Source organism: Corallococcus sp. CA053C (assembly GCF_003611675.1).
Taxonomy (GTDB): Bacteria; Myxococcota; Myxococcia; order Myxococcales; family Myxococcaceae; genus Corallococcus.
Map to the genome: position 1 here is coordinate 47,614 of NZ_RAWA01000006.1, position 20,212 is coordinate 67,825.

At 71.7% G+C, this 20,212-nt stretch carries 18 protein-coding genes; 1 reads left to right on the forward strand and 17 read right to left on the reverse strand.

Annotation, left to right across the window (positions count from 1 at the left end; all coding sequences use genetic code 11):
• Position 1 precedes the first annotated feature (1 nt).
• The 14 genes from D7V97_RS01870 to D7V97_RS01935 are packed head-to-tail and all read right to left on the reverse strand — an operon-like array spanning position 2 to position 12,636.
• A complete protein-coding gene (locus D7V97_RS01870) occupies positions 2-574 on the reverse strand; it encodes a DUF3261 domain-containing protein (RefSeq protein WP_120608853.1) in 573 nt (190 codons plus the stop codon).
• Positions 562-1,791, reverse strand: coding sequence for an NAD(P)/FAD-dependent oxidoreductase (locus D7V97_RS01875; protein ID WP_120608854.1), 1,230 nt, complete (start codon positions 1,789-1,791; stop codon positions 562-564). Before D7V97_RS01875 ends, D7V97_RS01870 begins: the two co-directional genes overlap by 13 nt.
• Positions 1,788-4,085, reverse strand: coding sequence for an MMPL family transporter (locus D7V97_RS01880; protein WP_120608855.1), 2,298 nt, complete (start codon positions 4,083-4,085; stop codon positions 1,788-1,790). The genes D7V97_RS01875 and D7V97_RS01880 overlap by 4 nt, the downstream gene beginning before the upstream one ends.
• Positions 4,075-4,683 carry an outer membrane lipoprotein carrier protein LolA gene (locus D7V97_RS01885; RefSeq protein ID WP_120608856.1) on the reverse strand — a complete coding sequence of 203 codons (609 nt, stop codon included), beginning with the start codon at positions 4,681-4,683 and terminating at the stop codon, positions 4,075-4,077. Before D7V97_RS01885 ends, D7V97_RS01880 begins: the two co-directional genes overlap by 11 nt.
• Positions 4,680-5,099, reverse strand: coding sequence for a thioesterase family protein (locus D7V97_RS01890; protein ID WP_120608857.1), 420 nt, complete (start codon positions 5,097-5,099; stop codon positions 4,680-4,682). Before D7V97_RS01890 ends, D7V97_RS01885 begins: the two co-directional genes overlap by 4 nt.
• Positions 5,089-6,612 (reverse strand): histidine ammonia-lyase, encoded by a 1,524-nt coding sequence (gene hutH, locus D7V97_RS01895; protein WP_233582458.1) that lies wholly within the window; start codon positions 6,610-6,612, stop codon positions 5,089-5,091. The genes D7V97_RS01890 and hutH overlap by 11 nt, the downstream gene beginning before the upstream one ends.
• 7 nt (positions 6,613-6,619) lie before the next feature.
• Positions 6,620-7,567 (reverse strand): acyltransferase, encoded by a 948-nt coding sequence (locus D7V97_RS01900; RefSeq protein WP_120608859.1) that lies wholly within the window; start codon positions 7,565-7,567, stop codon positions 6,620-6,622.
• Positions 7,564-8,301: a glycosyltransferase family 2 protein gene (locus D7V97_RS01905; protein WP_120608860.1), complete on the reverse strand. Its 738-nt coding sequence runs from the start codon at positions 8,299-8,301 to the stop codon at positions 7,564-7,566. The genes D7V97_RS01900 and D7V97_RS01905 overlap by 4 nt, the downstream gene beginning before the upstream one ends.
• The gene (locus D7V97_RS01910) at positions 8,298-10,019 is read right to left on the reverse strand and encodes an AMP-binding protein (RefSeq protein ID WP_120608861.1); all 1,722 of its coding nucleotides are present in this window, start codon (positions 10,017-10,019) and stop codon (positions 8,298-8,300) included. Before D7V97_RS01910 ends, D7V97_RS01905 begins: the two co-directional genes overlap by 4 nt.
• Positions 10,012-10,563, reverse strand: coding sequence for a hypothetical protein (locus tag D7V97_RS01915; RefSeq protein ID WP_120608862.1), 552 nt, complete (start codon positions 10,561-10,563; stop codon positions 10,012-10,014). The genes D7V97_RS01910 and D7V97_RS01915 overlap by 8 nt, the downstream gene beginning before the upstream one ends.
• The gene (locus D7V97_RS01920) at positions 10,560-10,820 is read right to left on the reverse strand and encodes an acyl carrier protein (protein ID WP_120534370.1); all 261 of its coding nucleotides are present in this window, start codon (positions 10,818-10,820) and stop codon (positions 10,560-10,562) included. The genes D7V97_RS01915 and D7V97_RS01920 overlap by 4 nt, the downstream gene beginning before the upstream one ends.
• A gap of 26 nt (positions 10,821-10,846) precedes the next feature.
• A complete protein-coding gene (locus D7V97_RS01925; protein ID WP_120534369.1) occupies positions 10,847-11,110 on the reverse strand; it encodes a phosphopantetheine-binding protein in 264 nt (87 codons plus the stop codon).
• Entirely contained in the window at positions 11,097-11,876 is a 780-nt protein-coding gene (locus D7V97_RS01930) for a 1-acyl-sn-glycerol-3-phosphate acyltransferase (RefSeq protein ID WP_120608863.1), read from the reverse strand. The genes D7V97_RS01925 and D7V97_RS01930 overlap by 14 nt, the downstream gene beginning before the upstream one ends.
• On the reverse strand, positions 11,869-12,636 hold the full coding sequence (locus tag D7V97_RS01935; protein ID WP_233582459.1) for a beta-ketoacyl synthase chain length factor: 768 nt from the start codon (positions 12,634-12,636) through the stop codon (positions 11,869-11,871). The genes D7V97_RS01930 and D7V97_RS01935 overlap by 8 nt, the downstream gene beginning before the upstream one ends.
• 432 nt (positions 12,637-13,068) lie before the next feature.
• On the opposite strand from D7V97_RS01935, the gene D7V97_RS01940 reads away from it, so the two are divergent.
• A complete protein-coding gene (locus tag D7V97_RS01940; RefSeq protein ID WP_120608864.1) occupies positions 13,069-15,039 on the forward strand; it encodes a DUF4185 domain-containing protein in 1,971 nt (656 codons plus the stop codon).
• On the opposite strand, the gene mdcG is transcribed toward D7V97_RS01940, so the two are convergent.
• The 3 genes from mdcG to D7V97_RS01955 form a co-directional block, all read right to left on the reverse strand.
• Complete coding sequence (gene mdcG, locus D7V97_RS01945; protein WP_120608865.1) at positions 15,040-15,699, reverse strand: malonate decarboxylase holo-[acyl-carrier-protein] synthase; 660 nt, start codon at positions 15,697-15,699, stop codon at positions 15,040-15,042. It lies immediately after the preceding gene.
• 346 nt (positions 15,700-16,045) lie between these two features.
• On the reverse strand, positions 16,046-17,584 hold the full coding sequence (locus D7V97_RS01950; RefSeq protein WP_120608866.1) for a hypothetical protein: 1,539 nt from the start codon (positions 17,582-17,584) through the stop codon (positions 16,046-16,048).
• A 116-nt stretch (positions 17,585-17,700) separates the two neighbouring features.
• Complete coding sequence (locus D7V97_RS01955; RefSeq protein ID WP_120608867.1) at positions 17,701-20,175, reverse strand: ribonuclease H-like domain-containing protein; 2,475 nt, start codon at positions 20,173-20,175, stop codon at positions 17,701-17,703.
• Between the last annotated feature and the right edge of the window lie 37 nt (positions 20,176-20,212).

The window sequence follows — 20,212 nt, forward strand, 5'->3', positions numbered from 1 at the left end:
GTCACTCGTCCGCGGGGCGCGAGTCGATGGTGAGCTGGTAGTGCTCGGAGAGGTTGGTGAGCTGGGTGCGCCCTTCCCAGCGCGGGGTCCCATCGTAGCGCACCGTCACCCATTCCCTGCCGTCCTTCGACAGGGTGCGTTGCCCCGGCCCGTCCTCCAGCGTCCAGCCAGCGGGCAGGGCGGCGCGCACGGCGTCGGCCGGCCAGTAGACGAGCTGCACGTCCCGGAGCACCGGCCCCGACTGGAACTGGGCGGGCAGGCGGGGGTCGCGCTCCTCCTCCAGGGCGGCGCCGTTCCACCGCAGGGTGAGGATGCGCTGACCCATGGCGAAGCCCGCCAGCTGCATCAGCGCAGGGTCCACCTCCAGCAACGCCTCCAGGGAGCGGGGGCCGCCCGGGTCCGCCTCGTGGGCGAACACCAGGCGCTGGGTGAGGCTCACCGTGGCGCCCAGGGCCTCCGGCTTGAGCCGCAGCTCCGGCAGCGGTTCACCGGGCTTCGACTCGGGAGGCCTGGGACGCGCGGTGGTGCAGGCGACGAGGCCCGTGAGCGCGAGGAGGAGGCTCAGACGGCGCACAGTTCCTCGAGCACGCGCAGCCGCCGCTTGCTGTCGGCGACGTAGGGGTTGTTCTTGTCCCACGCGTAGCCCGCGAGGATGGCGGAGATCATCTTCCGCACGTCCGGGGACGGGTTCGGGTGGAAGATGATGTTCTGGAAGCCGCCCTCGTACCAGGACTCCACGAAGGTGCGGAAGGTGTCCACGCCCGCCTTGAGCGGCTTCGCGTAGTCGGCCTCCCAGTCCACCTTCTCCCCGGCGAACTCCCGGGCGATACAGGCCGCCGCGAGGCTCGCGGACTTCACGGCGATGGTGACGCCCGAGGAGAACACCGGATCCAGGAACTCGCCCGCGTTGCCCAGCAGCGCGAAGCCCGGGCCCCACAGTGACTTCACGTTGGCCGCGTAACCGGTGAGCTTGCGCGTGGGCGTATCCCAGACGGCGTCCTTCAGGAGCTCCCGCAGGGACGGCGTCTCGTTGACGATGGCCTGGAGCCGCTCCGTGTCCGTGCCGGTGTACTGCTCCAGGTACTCCTTCTTCGCGACCACGCCGAGCGAGCAGCGACCGCCGGAGAAGGGGATGGTCCAGTACCAGACGTGCACGTGCTCCGGGTGCGTGGTGACGCGGATCTTGTTCCGGTCGAAGGTGCCCACGGGGATGCGGTCCTCCACGTGGGTGAAGATGGCGCCGCGCACGGGGAAGTTGGACGGCGTCTCAAGGTTCAGCAGGCGGGGCAGCACGCGGCCGAAGCCGCTCGCGTCCAGGATGAAGCGCGCCTGCACGCGGTACGTCTCGCCTTCGGGAGGCCGCACCGTCACCTCCGGCTTCTCGCCGGAGAAGTCCACGGTCAGCACCTCGTGGCGGAAGCGCAAGGTGGCGCCCTTGCGCTCCGCGGCCTGGGCCAGCACGTGGTCGAAGCGGCCACGCTCCACCTGGTAGGTGGTGCCCCAGCCGGGGCTGAACTTGTCGCGGAAGTCGAAGTCCGTGTACCGCCCGGAGCGCTCGAAGGCGGCGCCGTTCTTGAACTGGAACCCCGCCTCCACCACGTCCTGGAGGAAGCCGGCCTCCTCGATGTACTGCATGCTCTGCGGCAGCAGGCTCTCGCCAATGGAGAAGCGCGGGAACTGCTCGCGCTCCAGGATGAGAACGTCACGTCCCTGCTTGCGAAGCAGGCCCGCCGCGACGGAGCCCGAGGGGCCCGCGCCAATGATGAGGATGTCCGTCGATTCAGTTTTCAATGTGAGGCTTTCCCGGGTGGAAGTCGGAAACAGGGGGTGAGGATCCAGATGGTGACCTCGCCCAGCAGCATGGCGAGACCGAACGAACGAAGGGCCGGCGTGGCCGACAGGCCCAGCAGCCCGAAGGACAGCAGCGTGCTCACGCCGGCCAGCGCCACCGCGAGCCACGCGGAGCCGTCACCGGGGTGCTCCAGGAGGAAGATGCCGTAGTCCACGCCCATGCCCAGCAGCAGCACCAGCCCCAGCACGGTGAAGAGCTGCAAGGGGGCGCCCACCCAACCGAAGAGGGCGAGCGTGAGGAGCGTGCCCAGCACGGAAGGAACCCACGCGCGCCACGCCTGACGCCCGAAGCGTGCCATCAGCGTGAGCAGCACCGCGACGTAGCCCGCGACGATGAGCCCGCCCATGATGCGCCGGTAGCGCCCGAGCAGCCCGGAGATCTCCGCCGTCTTGTCCACCCAGCGGATGCCCTCCAGCCCGTGCGCGACGGCCTCCAGCCGGGGCAGCACCTTCGGATCATGGAGGCCGCGCAGCATGAGCACGCTGTACTGCCGGGCGCCCAGCGTCCCCAGCCACTGCTGCCGGATGGCGGCGGCGGCGGGCCCGGAGAGGAAGCGCGCGGGGGTGAGCGGCCCTTGCGCGAACGCGGCGCGCGTGGGGGCCTCACCCGTGGAGGTGGCGACCGCGGCCACGGCCTGCGCTTCCGCGCGAGCGCTGAGGGCCGCGTCCTCGCGCTGCTGGGCCTCGGAGGGAAGCCAGTCGGACACGGCGCGGTAGCCCGCGAACACCTTCTCCGAGACGAGCGGATCCAACCGCTGCTTCAGCACCGCCTCGCGCGCCAGCACCTGTTCGTCGCTGTCGCCCTCCACGAGGAAGAACTGCGCGGGGCTGGGCAGTCCCAAGAGGCGCCCCAGCTCGCGCTGGTCGGCGATGAGGTTGGGAGGCGCGCCCTGCAACTGGCGCAGGTCGTCCTGGGGCTTCAGCCGGAAGATGCCCACGGCCACCAGCACCGCGAGCACCGCGCCCGTCAGCCACCAGCCCCGGGTGGACGCGACGCGCGGCCAGCGGGTGATGGACGCGGAGAAGCGCTCGGAGAAGGCCGTGACGGGCAGCGCGCCCCGGTCCAGCGATGGGAACCAGCACACCACGGTGAGGAACGCGGCGGTGAGGCCGGCGGCGGAGAACACCGCCATCTGCCGGAGGCCGGGGAAGGGCGCGACGCCCAGCGCCAGGTACGCCACCACGCTGGTGACGAGCGCCAGCGCCATGCCGGGCAGGAGCGAGCGCATCACCGGGCCGCGCTCGGAAGGGGCCTTGCCCTGGCGCGCGGCGAAGTAGTGGAAGCCGTAGTCCTCCGCCACGCCCACGAGGCTGGAGCCGAACACCAGCGTGAGCAGGTGCACGCGGTCGAAGACGAGCGCGGTGACCGTCAGCGCCACGGCGCAGCCCAGGAGCAGCGACACGCCCACCAGCAGGATGGGGCGCAGCGAGCGGAACGTCAGCCACACCAGCAGCAGCACCGCCGCCAGCGAGCCGAAGCCGATGGTGGACATCTCCCAGCTCGCCTGCGCGGCGGCGGCCTCCGCGTACAGCGGCACGCCCGCGGCCACCAGGCGTCCACCGGGCACCGCCGCCTCCACGCGAGCCCGCGCCCGCGCCACCGCGGTGGTGACACGCGCGCCGTCTCCCAGCGCGAAGGCGGACACCTTGCTCTTCCAGGTGAGCAGCACCCACTCGCGCCCTTCACCTGACAGCCACAGGCGCCCGTCGCGCGGCCGTGCGGACGTCTCCGCCGCACGGGCCTGCCACCAGTCCGGCCACAGCCCCAGCGGATCCACGTTCCAGTCCGTCAGCTGCGCGCCCGCGGGCTGGTACAGCTTCATCAGCGCGGTGCCGCCCAGCTCCTCCGGCGTCGCCCGTGTGAGCCATTGCCGCTGTGCAGGCGTGAGCAGCCGGTCCCGGTAAGGCCGGTAGAAGTCCACCGCCTGGTCGAGCGCGGAGGTGTCCACCACCGCGGGCTCCAGCACGTCCCGGGACTCCTCCATCGCGCGCGTGGCCTCGTCCGCGACCTTCTGCGCGGAGGCCCAGTCCTTCGCGCCCACCAGCAGCACCACCTGCCGGCCGGCCTCGTCCGCGAGCTTGCGCGTGGCGGCGTCCACCTGCGGCGCCTGCTCGTCCTCCGGCAGGAGCGCGAGCACGTCGGTGTCCAGGTGGGCCGCACGCCAGAAGGACACCTGGTGCACGCCCACGGCGAGCACCACCAGGGCCCAGAGGATGGCCAGCTTATTTGCCAAGGCGTTCGGCTTCCGTGGCATCCGGCGGCGGCGTCTGCGCCAGCGCGTCGAAGAGGATGACGCTGGTGTCCCCGCGCGTCTCCTCCAGTTGCACCTGGCGCACGTATCCGTCGCCCTCCATGCGGATGTGCTTGAAGACGCGCGCGAGCCCCGCGTCCGTGGGCGTCAGCTCCAGCTTCCAGCCGGTGGGGCCGACGAGCGCGCCCTCCACCTTGAAGCGCTGCTGGAGCGTGGCCACGTCGCCCGCGAGGAGCGCGAAGAGCAATTCATTCACGGCCGCCAGCGCCGGCTCCTTCGTGGAGTCCAGGTGGTAGGCCGCGCCGCCCGCGCCCTGCTCGGCGCTCAGTGACTTGCGCGTGAGCGTCAGCGTGGAGGCGAACGGCGTGCGCGTGTTCCAGAGCACGCCCTGGTCGCGGGCGAGGAGGAAGTCCCCCTTCGACACCAGCGGCTTCTTGAAGCCCGCCACGGTCTTCTTCTGTTCGAACTTCCCGCGCACGAGCGGCGCATCCACCAGTCGCGCGCGCACGTCCTTCACCAGGTCCGCGGCGTGGGCGCTCAGGCCCACGAGCACGCAGGTCAACAGGACGAGGGGCTTCATTCGGGCCACACTCCCAGCTTCTTCCAGAGCACTTCCGGGCAGACGAACTGCATCTCCCCCGTCGCCAGGGACACCGCCACCTGGATGGTGTGGGCCTGGTTCACCTTGCGCCCGGTGGCCGCGTCGCGCAGCACGTAGTCGAAGCGCAGCCGGTTCTCCCACTCGGTGATCTCAACGCGCACGATGATCTTCTGCTTGTAGGAGATGGGCGACACGTACTTCAGCCGCATGTCCACGACGGGCCAGCCGTACCCGGACTCGCGCATCTGCGGGTAGTCGTAGTCGTACCGGCGCATCAGCGCGCAGCGCGCCAGCTCCAGGTACTTCACGTAGTGCCCGTGCCAGACGATCTCCATCATGTCGAGGTCGTGGAACGGCGGATCAATTTCGATTTCGCAGCTCAGGTCAGGCTTCATGCAGCCTCCACTCGCGGCGGCGGATGGCGACGAGCAGCGCCTGCAACTCCCCATCCAACGCGCGATCCTCCACCAGCAGGGGGATGCGCTCTTCCAGGTCCGCCTGCATCTGGGCCAGCGCCGGGCCGGGCTTCGCCTCCGGGTCCAACCGCTGGCGCAGGGTGACGCCCTGCCGGGCCGCGATGAGCATCGCGGCCACCACCTGTTCGGTCAGCTCCAGCACGCGCAGGCAGTCGCGCGCGGCGATGGTGCCCATGCTGACCTTGTCCTGGTTGTGGCACTCGGTGGAGCGGGAGAAGACGGACGCGGGCATCGTCTGCTTGAGCGCCTCCGCCGTCCACGCGGAGACGCTGATCTGCGCCGCCTTGAGGCCGTGGTTGATGGCCGCCCTCGCGCCCGTGGACGCGGAGAGGTTGGCGGGCAGCCCGTGGTTGAAGCGCGGGTCCACGAGGAGCGCGAGCTGGCGATCCAACAGGTCCGCCACGTTGGCCACCGCCGTCTTCAGCCCGTCCATGGCGAAGGCGATGTGCCCGCCGTAGAAGTGGCCGCCGTGCAGCACGCGCTCGCCGTCGGGGTCGATGAGCGGGTTGTCGTTGGCGCTGTTCAGCTCGTTTTCAATCTGCGTGCGGAAGAAGGGCAGCGCGTCCTCCAGCACGCCGATGACGTGCGGCGCACACCGTAGCGAGTACCGGTCCTGGAGCCGCTGCTCGTTGCGCGGCGGCCGGTCCGTGACGAGGTCCGCGCGCAGCCGCGCCGCCACGCGCTGCTGGCCCGCGTGGGGCTTGGCCGCGAAGAGCGTCTCGTCGAAGTGGTGCGCGTTGCCGGCGCTCGCCAGCACGTTGAACGCCGTCAGCCGCGTGGCCAGTCGGGACACGTACTCCGCCCGCTCCCACGCCAGGCACGCCAGGGCCGTCATCACGGCGGTGCCGTTCATGATGGCCAGCCCCTCCTTCGGCCTCAGCTTGAGGGGCGCGATGCCCAGCGAGGACAGCACCTGCGCCGCGGGGCGCCGCTCGCCCCGGTGCCACACGTCGCGCTCGCCGCAGAGCACGGCCGCCACGTAGGACAGGGGCGTGAGGTCGCCGCTCGCGCCCACCGAACCCTCGGCGGGAATCATGGGCAGCACGTCGTGCTGGAGCAGCAGCTCCAGTTGGCTGAGCAGCGCCACGCCCACGCCGGAGAAGCCCTGGCACAGCGACGCGAGCCGCGTGGCCAGCACCGCGCGCGTCTCCTCGGGCGTGAGGAACCGGCCCGCGCCGATGCCGTGGTACGTGTAGAGGTGGTGCGGCAACTCCGCGACGAGCGCGGGCGGGATGGACACCGTCACGGAGTCGCCGTAGCCGGTGGTGACGCCGTAGATGACGCCGTCCTCCGCCAGCAGCCGGTCCAGGAACGCGGCGCCCTTCGCGATGCGCTGACGGAAGGCGGGGGCGGTGCCCAGCTCGGCGGGGCGCTCGCGCCGTGCCAGCGCGCCCACGTCCTCGAGGGTCAGCCGTCCGCCGTCGAACCGCACGGGAAGGTCAGAGAGTGGGGGGCTTCGCGGAGACATTCACCTGATCCCAGAAGGGAAAGAAGTTGAACCAGTCGTAGGGCGCGCGCTTCAAGAGCGCCGTCACCTGGCCGGCATAGTGGCGCGCGCAGTCGGTGAGCGCGGCCTCGCGCTTGCCCCGGGGCAGGACGACGCGCTCGAAGAGGCGCTCGAAGTGGATGGTGTAGCCGTCCCCCTCGTGGATGCACCCGAGCAGGTACAGCGGGCACTTGAGCAGCGACGCCAACACGTAGGGCCCCACGGGGAAGGGCGCGGAGTGGCCCAGGAAGTCGACGCGCACGGTCTGGCTGGCATTCACCGGGATGCGGTCGCCCGCGATGACCACGAACTCGCCAGCCTCCACGCGCTCGTTGAGGGCGACGGCGGTGGCCGGGCCCATGTCGGTGACTTCCATCAGCCGGAAGTCGTTCTCCGGGTTGAGGCGCTTGAGCAGGCGGTTGAACTGCTCCGCGTGCAGCGTGTGCACCAGGATGTTGAGCTTCACCTCGCCGTGTCGCTCCGCCATGGTGCGGCACAGCTCCAGGCAGCCCATGTGCGCGGTGACGATGACGCCGCCCCGGCCCGTCTTCGCCGCCTGGTAGAGCTCCTCGCGGCCTTCGGTGCGCACGCGCTCGAAGCGGTAGCGCCCGCTGACGGCGAGCAGCTTGTCCAGCATCGTCTCCGCGAAGGACACCACGTGGCGCACGCTGTCGCGCCAGTGCGGCTTGCGGCCCAGGGCCCCCGTCGCGACCTCCAGCCGGTCCAGGTACTGGAGCGACGCGTCGCGCAGCAGGGGCCGGCTCAGCCAGTGCACCAGCACCACCGGGTAGAGGCAGAGGCGGAAGGGCCAGCGGCCCAGCAGCCGGTGGATCCAATACAGGACCCAGATGCCGGCGACGAAGGTCGTCTCCCCCATCTCCGCCCAGTGGCGGGACTTCATCTCGCCACCTTCCGCCACAGGAGCAGGGGCAGCCGCACCAGCATCCCGAAGAAGAGCCGGGCGTGCATGCCGGAGATGCGCACGTTGTCCCAGAGCACGTCGAAGTGGGAGATGCCGTCGGTGGGGTAGCGCACCTTGGTGGGCTGGTTGAGGATGCGCATGCCGCGCCAGAACAGGCGCACCAGCACCTCCACGTCGAAGTCCATCCGCTTGCCGATGCGCACCGAGTCGATGAGCGCCACGGTGGGCGCCAGCGGATAGACGCGGAAGCCGCACATCGAATCGCGGATGGCGAACGACAGCGTGTTGATCCACACCCAGATGTGCGTGGCATAGCGGCCGTACAGCCGGCCCTTGGGCACCGACGCGTCGTAGACGGGCGTGCCGCACACGAGCATGTCGGGGCTCGCCTTCGCCAGCTCGATGAAGCGGGGGATGTCGCTGGCGTCGTGCTGGCCGTCCGCGTCGATTTGCAGCGCGTGGCTGTAGCCGCGCTCCTTCGCCGCGCGCAGGCCCGCCATCATCGCGCCGCCCTTGCCCTCGTTCTGCGGCAGGCGGACCACCTCCACGCCGGTGCTGTCCTCGCGCGCGAGCCCGTCCAGCACCGCCGCGCAGCCGGGCTCGCTGCCGTCGTCCACCAGCACGCACGGCAGCCCATGGCCGCGCACCGCCTGCACCACCGCGCCCACGGCCTCGCCGTGGTTGTAGACCGGAATGACCGCGCAGACCTTCATCCCACCCCTCCACCCAGCACGATGCGGCCGCTGGCGTGGGAGCCCGCGTCCGACGTCAACTTGAACCCCAGCCGTCCGGACTCCGCCGCCCAGGTGAGCTCCAGCGTCAGGCGCGTGTCGGGCGGGATGACCTGCTGGAACTTCAGCGTCTCCAGCCGCAGGAAGTCCTTGGGCAGCGCGAAGTGCTCACGCCCCAGCAGCAGCGCCCACTCCAGCTGGACGACGCCGGGCAGGATGGGCGTGCCGGGGAAGTGCCCGTCGAAGTACGGCGAGCCCGCCTGCGCCTCCACGGACAGGAGCACGCGTTCGGCCGTGCGCTCCAGCACCTGGAACGGAGGACGTCGGGGGTCGAAGAGGGCGGCCAGCGCCGCTTCGGTGGATTTGCCCTGCGGGTTGACCGGCATGGCCTCCAGATATCGGAACCGGCGCGGCAAGGCACTGGACTCGAAATGCGGGGCCAGCTTCTCGCGCAGCGCCTGGTTCAGGGAGCGCCTGCCCCCCGTCTCCTGGAGCCGCCAGCCCGCCGCGTCCGGCACCGCCACCACCGCCAGCGTCACCCGGTGGCCGTCCGACAGGGGCAGCACCCGCGCCTCGCGCACCAGTCCGCTGTCCACCAGCGTCCGCTCCATGGCGCTCAGCGACACGCGCTTCTCCTCCAGCTTGAGCAGCCGGTCGCGGCGCCCCAGCAGGTCGAAGCCGCCGGGCACGGCCCGGGCCCGGTCCTCCGTCGTGAACCACGCGCCTTCGGGCAGGTCCAGGTGGGGCGAGCGGACGGCCAGCACCTCATCATCGTCAGCTGCGCCCGTCCCGGTGCGCACCTCCACGCCCGGCATCACCCGCCACGACGCGGCGTCGTCGGTGTCCCGCCTGCGCCACGCGACGCCTCCGGTCTCGGAGCTGCCGTAGACCTCCACCGGCGCCCGGCCCAGCAGGTCGCGGCAGGCCTGGAGCGCTTCGGGGCTGAGCGGACCGCCCGAGGAGAACAGGCCGCGCAGGTTCCCGCGCACCGCGGGCCAGTCCAGCGATGCCGGCAGCCGCTTCAGGTGCGCGGGGCTCGCCACCAGGAGCGCGGGCCCCGCCTTGAGCGCGGCCACGATGTCCTCCGGGTACGGCAGCCCGTGCGCGTCGAAGGGCCGGCCCGACGCCAGCGGCCACAGCACCCGGAACAGCAGCCCGTAGATGTGCTGGTGCGACACGGTGGCCACGACGGGCACGTCCCCCGCTTCCGCGTCGAACAGCGCTCCCAGCGTCGCCACCTCGCGGGACAGCTGCGACAGGCGCTTGGGGATGGCGGTGGGCTCACCGCTGGAGCCCGACGTGTAGACGACCAGCGCGGCCAGGTCCGGTGACAGGGGGCGGAAATCCGCGGCGGCGGCGTCCGGGAGGGGCGTCACGGCGGTCAGGTCGGCGGGGGCCCTGCCCGCGAAGCCGTGCACGTGAGCCCGCAGCGCTTCCAGCGTCGCGGGGCGCGCGTCGGCGGGAAGGTAGACGCACACGCCCGCGTGCCAGGCGCCCAGGAGCGCGGCGGCGAAGTCGAAGGCGTCCTCCAGGAAGAGGGCGTGCCGGAGGCCACCGTGCGCGTGGAACGCGGCGCACCAGCCCGCGGCCCGGGCCCGGAGCGCGGCGAAGTCCAGCAGCCGCTCGTCGCGGCGGGCCACGGGGTGACCCGGGGGACGGCCGTGCACGAGGAGGTGTTCGAGCGCGAGCGGCTCAGCCATGGGCGTGCCGTGCGCGCACCCGCTGCCGCACCACCCACTCGCCAGCGAAGAGCAGGCCCATGAGGCCGTAGGCGATGAGGCCGTTGTAGAGCGCCCAGGTGGCGTCGCTCGCCCAGAGCGCGGTCCCGAGCGCGAGGCCGCCGTTGAGGATGAAGAAGCCGCACCACACCTGCGTCACGCGGCGCGTGTACGCCACGCCCGAGGGCGGCAGGTCCTTCTCCCGGAGCCGGGCCAGCCGCTCAATCACGCTGGGCGGATAGGCGAGGCTGGTGGCGAAGACGGTGAGCAGCACGCTGTTCACCAGCACCGGGTAGAGCTTCAAGGGCAGCGCGTGGTTGCCCAGCATGCTGGACCCCGCGAGCACCAGCGCCCCCACGGCGGCCGCGAGCCACATCTTCTCCCGCGTCGCCACCGCGCGCACCACCGCCATGCCCGCCAGGGGCAGCGCCATCCAGCGGGGCTCGAAGTGGCCCAGGCCCAGATAGACGAGCGGCGGGTACGCGAGGCTCAGGAGCCCCAACAACACCGGACGCAGCCGCTTCACGCGGCGGCGGAGTCGCTGCCGAGCAGGCCGTGCAGCGCGTCCACCACGTCCTGCAGCGTGCGCACGGAGCGGAAGACTTCCGGCGGCACGCGCTGGCCGGCCACCGGCTTCAGGCGCACCAGCAGGTCGATGGCGTCGATGCTGTCGATGTCGAGGTCATCGTGCAGCCGCGCCTCCGGGATGATGCGCGACGGCTCGATGTCGAAGGTTTCCTGCAGGATGGCGCTCAGGCGCTCGAACAGCTCGTGCTTGGTCATGACGGCTCCGCTTTGGTTCATAGGGATCAGGACTTGGTGCGATGGGTGCTGACGAAATCCGCGAGGGCCCGCACGCTGGCGAAGTGGCGGCGGTTCTCCTTGGAGTCGCTCGCGAGCACGACGCCATAGGACTTCTGCAGCGCCAGGCCGAGCTCCAGGGCGTCGATGGAATCCAGCCCCAGCCCCTCGACGAACAACGGCGCGGCCGGATCGATGTCATCCGGTTTGAGGTCTTCGAGGTTCAACGTCTCGATGACCAGACGCTTGATTTCGTGTTCAAGCTCCAGCATGGCCCTGGCTCTCCCGGGAGAAGTGGTCGTGCAAACGGGTGGTGAGCTGACGCGCGGCCTTCGCCGCGTCGCCCGCGTCCGCGTCCTTGGACGACACGGGGATGTCGTCCTCCACGCGGATGGTGAAGTGCATGGGGCGCTCGGGCACCTTCCACCAGGGCACGCCCTTGGAGAGGCCCAGCGGTTCGACGCGGATGGTGACGGGCGTGATGTCGCAGGGGCCGCGCACCGCGATGTTGGCGGCGCCGCGCTGCAGCTGCATGGTCCCGTGGACAGGGGTGCGCGTGCCCTCCGGGAAGATGATGAGGTTGTTGCCGGCCTTCACGGACGCGATGCAGTCCTGGATGAGCCCGGGCCCGGAGTCGTTGCACAGGTAGCGCGTCGCCCGGATGGGGCCGCGCATGAACGGGTTGTTCGCCAGGCTCGCCTTCACCACGCAGTCCGCGTTGGGCACGAGCGAGATGAGGAACACCACGTCGATGAGCGTCGGGTGGTTGGCCAGGATGAGCAGCCCCGGGCGCGACAGCTTCTCCACCCCCTCCAGCTCGTAGCGCAGCACGCCCAGGAAGCGCATGTACCCGACGAAGAAACGGAAGGAGTAGTGCACCGCCAGCCGCGCCAGCCGCGTCTGCCGCGCCGGGTCGCGCACGAACAGCTGGAGCAGCGGGAAGTACAGCAGGCGCAGCGCCAGTCCACCCAGCCCGAAGGTGGCGAAGGACAGCCCCGTCGCGAAGATGCGCCAAGCGCGCTCGAGCTTCTCAAGCATGACGTTCCCACCGCCAGCGCCGCGCGCCCACCGGGTGCTCCCACCGCGAGGCTCCAGCCGCGCCCGTCACCAGGAAGCGCAGGGCGCGCAGGTCCGCCGGCAGCCCGTCCGTTTCCGGAGGCTCAGGAGCCTCGGGAGCCTCCGCGGCCTGCGTGCCGGCGTGGCAGCCCAGGTGGAGGGCATCCGCGCCGGTGCTGGCGGCCAGGAGACAGGCCCAGGCGTGCGGGAACTCCAGGCCCTGTGACTCGGAGAAGTGTTGCAGGGGGGCTGGCACGGGCTCGTCGTAGATGACGACCATCACCCGGGGGACGCCGTCGGCCAGCAGGCCACACGCCTCCGTGAAGGCGGCCTCCACCGTCTCTTCGCCCGCGGCGATGGCGCCGTAGGAGGACGGGTCCCCGCGCGCGATGGAGTAGAGCGCGCCGATGGCGTTGTGCACCGACAGGCTGAAGGACGTGGGCGACAGCGGCTCCGAGCGCGCCAGCTGCGTGAGCAGCTCCACCGAACGGCCCAGGTCGCCGTAGCGCGACGCGAAGAGCACCGGCGCGTCGGGAGCGTCCACGTGGGCCTGGTAGGAGGCCTGCAACGCGATGCGTCCCAGCCGGTCCACCCGGCGGCGCATCATCGCGGGCATCTCCGTCAGCGCGGGCGTACCTTCGGCTGGAAGGGCGTGGGGCGTCGTGAGCCAGGCTTCCCAGGCGGCCGGCTCCACGAGGCCAGGGGCCCATGCGGCCCAGCGCTGAATGGTGAATCCCATCATCTTGACGGGGAGGCCCCAAGCGCTCCCAATGGCAACCTTTAGCAAACCATCCACAGGGTGACAATTGGGCGTCAGACCCAAGCCAGCAGGGAAGCGGGGGGCCGCTCTGCCCCACGGCCTGCGTCCCCGCCAAGGCGCTGTTTTTGCTGGTGAAGCGCGCACGCGGGCCTCGGGGTTCAGGGTCTTGCAGGTTTGTCCAGGGGGGTGACGCCTCCCGCGCCCCCCGCAGGTCGGAAGCACCCCCCTCCTGGTGATTTGGAACGACAGGGGATGACGGGGCGCGGCCGCGCGGCTCGGACGTCCAGAGCGGCTCCGTATTCACTCCCCGGCGTGGAGTCCCCCTGCGTTCGCGTGGGCTCCACCCCTTGGATAGAATCGCGCTTTTGCCGTTTTGCTTTGAATCCAGGCTCACAACGGGGAGGCGCTCAGCGCATGCGACGCACGACGACGTGGAAGCGGGCGGTGGTGGTGCAGGCGGTGGTGCTGCTGGGGGGCGCGGGGATGGCGGAGGCGGTGACGCCGACGAACGTGACGAAGGTGGCGCGGGTGACGGGCGCGACGCCGGCGGGGGAAGTGCTGCCCAACCCGAACCAGACGCACACGAACTACGAGGTGTACGGCACGGACCTGGGCATCGTCTGGGACAAGGGCGGCAACGAGGTGTTCGTCCTCTTCGGGGACACCTTCGGCGCGGGCTGGTGCGGCAATGGCGGGTGCGGCGGTGGGTGGCGAAGCAACGTGCTGGCGCGCTCGGCGGACACCACGCTGTCCAACGGGCTCACCTTCACCACGATGATCCAGGACGCGCCCCGGCACGCGAAGGAGATCTTGCCGTCGCGCAAGGTGGACAACGACGAGATGACCGTCATCCCCACCGCGGGCGTCACCGTGGGCGCGCGCCACTACATCCACTACATGTCCGTGCGGCACTGGGGCGACCCGGGGCAGTGGTTCACGAACTACTCGGGCATCGCGTACTCGGATGACAACGGGCAGGGCTGGGTGAAGCACCCCACCGCGCGCTGGGTGAACAACGCCGCGGGGACGAACCCGTTCCAGATGGCGGCGCTCGTGAAGAACGGTGGGTTCGTCTACCTGTACGGGACGCCCAACGGCCGCTTTGGCAACGTGCACCTGGCGCGGGTGCCGGAGGGCGCGCTGCTGGACATCAATGCCTGGCGCTATTGGGACGGCAATGGCTGGTCCGCGTCCCAGGCGGCGGCGCGGCCGGTGGTCATCGGCATCGCGGGGGAGCTGTCCGTCGCCTACAACGCGGCGCTGGGCCGCTTCCTGATGACGTACCTCAACGAGCACCGGCAGGCCGTCGTGCTGCGCGACGCGGGCACGCCGACGGGGCCGTGGAGCGGGGAGAAGCTGCTGGCCACCGGCGCGGCGTTCCCCGGCATCTACAACGCGTTCATCCACCCCTGGGGCAACACCGCCAGCGAGCTGTACTTCATCAGCTCGCAGTGGACGCCCTACAACACGTTCCTGCTGCGCGCGTCGCTCACCGCGGATACGCAGGGGGACAACCTCTTGTCCGAGCCGGGCTTCGAGACGCAGGGCGCGACGCCGGTGATGGCGCCCTGGTACCTCGCGGGCGGGGGCGGCATCGACCGGGCGGTGGGCCAGGCCCGCACCGGGCAGGACAACGGCTTCGTGCGCGGGAGCAGCGGCTGGAACGCGCTCAAGCAGAGCGTCGTCGTGCAGCCCTACACGGACTACACGCTGAAGGGCTGGCTGCGCACGTCGCCCAACAACGCGGCGGGCTACTTCGGCGCGCGCGCGGCGGGCAATGGCCCCATCCTGGGGGAGGCGCCCTTCGGCGCGCTGGGGACGTGGACGGAGCGCGCCGTCACGTTCAACTCCGGCGCCAACACCGTGGTGGAGGTGTACGGCGGCGTGTGGGCGGACAGCGGCGACACCTGGGCGCAACTGGATGACGTGAGCCTCACGCGGGGCGCGAACCTGGTGGCGCAGGGAGGCTTCGAGCAGCAGCCGTCCGGCACCCCCACCTCACCGTGGTCCGCGCACGGCGGCGCGGGCATCGACCGGGGGCTGGGCTTCGCGCGCACGGGCGCGAACAACGCGTGGGTGCGCAACTCGAGCGGGTGGAACGCCATCGTGCAGGAGGTCGCGGTGACGCCGGGGACGCGCTACACGCTGACGGGCTGGGTGAAGACGTCCGCGAACCAGAACGACGGCTACTTCGGCGCGCGGACGCTCAACGCAGGTCCCGTCCTCAACGAGACGCACCTCACGCAGCCGCTGGGCAGCTACACGCAGCTGAGCGTCACGTTCGACTCCGGCGCGAACCACTCCGTGGAGGTGTACGCCGGGACGTGGGCGAACGCGGGCGACACGTGGCTCCAGGTGGATGACGTGGCGGTGACGCGCAACTGATCAGGACTCGGCGGGGAACAGCGCGCGCAGCTCACGGAGCGTGCGGGGGCTCGCGCCGCGGGGGCCGGTGACCCAGATGCGCTCCGGCTCCAGCGCCAGCTCGCGCCAGGACACCGCGCCTCCGTCGGGCAGCACCACCTCGCCGTCCAGGCGCACCACCGAGTGGCGGCGCGACACCGCCTCCAGCCCGAAGAGCAGCCGCTCCACGTCGGAGTAGCGCGCGGGGGCGAACAGCAGGTCCACGTCCGACAGCGGCCGCAGGAAGGACACGCCGGAGCGGTGCTGCCAGGCCAGCGAACCGAACACCCGCACCGTGAGGTCCAGCGCGGCGCCCAGGGCGATGACGTCCTCCATCGCGGAGCGCCACGCCTCGGGCGCCGTGGCGCGCGTCTCGTTCAGCGTGGGGGGCGGCAGCCAGCGCTCCATGGCGGGCAGGCCCACGTGCAGAGAGAGGTGACGGCGGTCGGGCAGGGTGAGGCCCAGTCGCAGCTCGTCGTCCTGGTCCGGGAGGTCCTGGCGGGCGACGGCGAAGGGCCGGCCGTGCTCGCGCCACTCCGTCACCTGCCGGAGGACTTCCGCACTCAGCGCGGAGCGCAGGTGCTGGGCCCAGTCCGCGCCCAGGTACACCCAGTCGTGACGCGCCGGACGGTCAGCCGGCATCGAGGCCAGTCCCCTCTGTCCGGGGGGAGCCCGGGCGTCCTTCCGCGACGCGGGACGTTACGGCCCTCGGGGCTCGCGGCGGCGGAAGGGGAGGCAGGAGCACTGGCGACATCCGTGACGATTCATTACCCGGATTCACGCCCCGGGTGGGGCCCAACCTGCACGCGTCGACGCGAGAGAGGCCAGGGAAGCCGCCCATCCACACGTCTCCCCGGAAATCCGGGTGGGAGGTCCTGCGCACGGCAGGGGTGCTCCCACGGCGGGGACGAACCCCACCGCGTGGAGCCTGAAACCTCCGGCACCGGGCGCTTCATCCCGGCACGCGGCGGTCCGCGGGTGCGCGAGTTCAACGGGGCTGCTGGACGACGGGGCGCGCGGCGCTGACGTGCTGACGCCGCATGTCGATGAGGATGTCGTAGCTGCGCGGCTCCGGGGCGACGGGGCCGGCGGCGAAGCGGTAGAGGCCGCTGACGTCATGCTCGCGGGGAAAGCGCTCCTTCACGAGCGCCTTGAGCATCTCCTTGGCCACCCACTCGGAGTCCACGGACACGGAGCCGAACTCGTCCAGGTAGCGGAACGGCGCGGAGGAGTCCGTCTGCTTCGCGGTGAGGACGAAGACGCGCGGCTTCCACGCCGGCACGACGAGGTTCGCGCCCTCCTCCATCAGCGCCAGCTCCCGGCCCTGGGGCAGCGCGAACAGCTCCAGGGACTGCTCATGCGCGAGCAGCGCGCTGAAGCCCACGAACGCGGTGAGCAGCAGCGTGGCCAGGCGCGGCCCGTGCCGGGGCCACACGGTGCCCAGGTTCACGAGCGACGCGGCGAAGAAGACGGCCCACACGCCGGTGAGCGCGTTGAGCGTGCGGTACGTGGGCCAGCGCTCTCCGGCGAGGAAGCTGACCGAGTATGCCGCGGCCGACAGCGTCACCAGCGCCAGCAGCCAGCGCCCCACGCCGATGAGCCCCGAGCGGCGTCCCTCCACGGCGACGCCCACGCCCAGCAGCGTCAGCGTCAGCACCACCATGGCCCAGTACCCGTCCATGTCGCCGCCCAGCGTCTCGTTGAGCGCGGACAGGGCGAGCGCGTTGGGGAACACGTGCGTGAGCGCCCAGACGGTCTTGTCCACCCAGTGCTTCTCGAAGACGATCCGCGTGGACGGCGTGAAGAGGCCCGTGGCGAACGTCACCTTGGTGATGAGGTACGCGACCGCCAGCCCCAGGCCCATCACCCACAGGTGCCTGGCCATCCAGCGCGCGGTGTCCTTCAGCGACGTGTCGCGCCGCACCACCAGGGCCGCCGCCAGCAGCACCGCGTAGAACAGCCCGCTCACCTGGTAGATGAGCGTCGCGGCGCACATGGCCCCCACCGCGGCCACCGCCCAGCGCACCGGGTGTGACACTGCTTCTTCCGGCCGGCCGATGGCGCGTCGGGCGAGCGCGAACGCCGTCAGCCCCAGCATCAGCGCCACCGCCTGCGGCCAGCAGATGCCCCAGTTGGCGATGACCTGCGCGGACGGCGTCAGCGTCAGGAACCCCGCCAGGAGCGCCGCGGACGCGGTGCGCCAGCCCTCCTTGCGCAGCATCAGGAAGACCGCCGCCGCGAGCACGCCCAGCCCGGCGACCCCCAGCAGGCGCAGCCCCGTCAGCCCGTCGATGCCTCCCGCCGCGCGCGCGGACGCCTCCAGCATCCAGCCGTAGAGCGGACGGCCCTGCGAGGCACAGACGCGGAGAATCTTCCCCGGCTCCTCGCGCGCCTCGCGCAGGATGGCGTAGTCGTCGCGCAGGCCATACCGGTGGATGACCGCGCTCCAGTAGATGGGGAAGGGGAGCAGGAGCAGCAGCGCCACGGTGCCGGGAACGACCAGCGCGCGGGGCGTGGGACGGGTCATCAACTGGGAAGCCATCGAAGTTGACGCACTGTAGCAGAACCCACCCCACGACTCTCCCTGAACCGCGACACGCCAAGGTTCCAGTCACGGTGAGAAGCGCGGAGTTCCAACGACTTTCAACGAGCGACGTCGGGCTCGGCGTCGGCGTTCTGCGGGGCCTCTCCGAACTCCGGGCCGCGGGGCTGGCGGACCACGTTGAGCACGGGCCGTGCGTCGGCGAGTGAAGCGGAGAAGAGCGAGGGTTGCTCGGGGTCGGCGAACACCGTGGCGAAGTCCTCAGCACCCAGCCCTCGCGCGAGCCGGGCCGCGAAGGTGTCCTTGAGCAGGCGCACGTAGTACTCGACGTCGTAGTCGCGCGGATCATCGCCGGCCGGGGCTCCGTGCGCGGTGCGGGGCGTGGGCTCGCCGTCCTCGGCATCCGGTTCCGGCAGCAGGCCCGCGCGGCCGCTGGTGGCGCGGTAGACGCGCACGCGCTCGCCCAGGGCCCAGTGCTCGCGGCCGTTCGTGAGCAGGGCCTCGTAGGGCAGCTCCCGCCGCTGCTTGCGTGTGGCGAGGTACTGCGCGGGCGCCTTCGTCAGTCGCACCTGGGCCGTCACCTCGAAGGTGGGCACCTGGCGACGGCGCAGCGCCATCACCGTGTCCACGTAGGTGTCGCGCACGGCGCTGACGTTCCCGTCGAGCAGGTGCTGGAGGGCGCGGCGCAGGAAGTCTTCTCCGTAAGGCTCCGCGCGGCTGGAGCGGAACGCAACGCCGCGCAGCAGGAGGGGCCCTGCGTAGGGTTGCAGCGCGTAGTTCTTCGGCTCGTGCGACAGCATCGCGGCGTAGCGCCCGTCGAACTCCAGGCGCACGCGGGGCGGCAGCAGGGCCGCGACCTCCGCCACCACGCGGCGCTCGTCGGCCTCCGTCCAGGAGTCCGGCACCGCGAAGTAGACGCCGTCCGTGTCGGCCTCCAGCAGCGTCACGCCCCGGGCGGCCAGTTCGCGGCACAGCAGGCCCAGCACCTCGCGCCCGTGCCGCGTCACCTCGTTGGCGGCGTGCACGTCCGAGAAGCGCGTGAGGCCCACCGCGCCCAGGTAGCCGTAGGCGGAGTTGATGACGATCTTCATCGCCGCGGAGAGCGCCTCGTGCGTGTAGCGCTCCGGGGAGCCGGGCGGGGCCTTCTTCCCCTTTGCCTTCGCGTCCAGCCGTTGATCCACCAGCCGGTCCACCAGCGCGAGCAGCACGTTCAGCCGGTCGCGCTTCGGCCCGATGCGGTACTGGCGCATCAGCGACGGGTAGAGGCTGGCCACGTCCGCCTTCACCACGTGGCGCGCGACGCCGGTGGCGAACAGGTGCAGCGCCGCGCCGCTGTGGGACGTGCCGTCGCCGGACTCGTGCGCGGGCAGCGCGGCGCCCGCTCGCAGGTACGCGCGCACCAGCAGCGGATCCAACACGCCGGTGGCCGGGCCCGCGTCCGCCAGCCGCTCGTACCGCCGGGGCGCCATGCGCGCGAGCGCGAACGCCGCGCCGCCCAGGAGGTGCGCCAGCCCCGCCGCTTCCGTCACGTCGTCGCGTGCGTAGCGGCGCACCCGCTCCGGATCCTTGCCAAAGACTTCGTACACGCGCGCGCCGGGGATGAGCTCGCGCTCGGGCCCCGCGAGCCCCAGGTGCCGCGCCACCGCCTTGAGCCCGTGGCCGGGCAGGTCGCGGGCGGAGAAGTCGTGCCGGCGCACGGCGTCCAGCGTGTCGATGAACTCGCGGCCGGGCACGGTGTAGCGCGCGCGGCGCATGGCGTCCGCCTCGCGGCCTCCCGGTCCCCGTCCGAGCGCGGCGCCCCTCGCGGAGGGCCGGTGGCGAAGTCCTGGCAGGCCCGCGCGGCCCAGCGCCAGCGGCACGTTGAGCCGCTTCGCGCGCTGGTCCAGGAAGGGCAGGTCGAAGCCGTGCAGGTTGTGGTTCTCCACCACGTCGGGGTCCGCCTCGCGGATGCGCGCGACCAGCCGGCGCAGGAGGTCCGCCTCGCCCGCGTCGCCGTCCGCCGTCACCTCCAGCGTCTCCGTGCGGCCCTCGGGGTCCCTCAGCGCGACGAGGAAGATGCGGTCCGTCGCCGGATCCAGGCCGGTGGTCTCCAGGTCGAACTGGAGGCGGCGCAGGTCGTCGAACACGAGGTCGCGGAAGTACGTGCGCCCGGTGGCGACCAGGTACTGCTCCTCCGGGGGCAGCACCAGCACCGCGTGCGCGCCCAGGTCGCGCAGGTGGCCCACCCGCTGGCCCAGTCGCGCCGACGCGCCCCGGAGCACCGCGGCCCCCAGCGCCCGGCCGTCGTCCGCGCTCACCCGGTAGCGCAGCGCCCCCGGCCCCTCCAGCTCGCGGAACGTCACCACGCCCGTGGCACCCGCCGTGGATGACGGGCCCTCTGGCTGGAGCCCCGGGCCCAGGTGCTCCAGGTCCTGGAGCGACGCGAGCAGCAGCCACGGCCGGTAGCGCGCGTCCTCGCGGATCCGCGCGGGGGTCCCCGGCTGCCGCTTCCACACGAAGGCGCGTCCGTCCGGCTCCGCCCACACGGACACGATGCCGGGCGTGGGGTCCCATCCCCACAACCACTCCTCCTCCATCGGATGGGACGCGGGTGGGGGGACCATGGGGACGCGC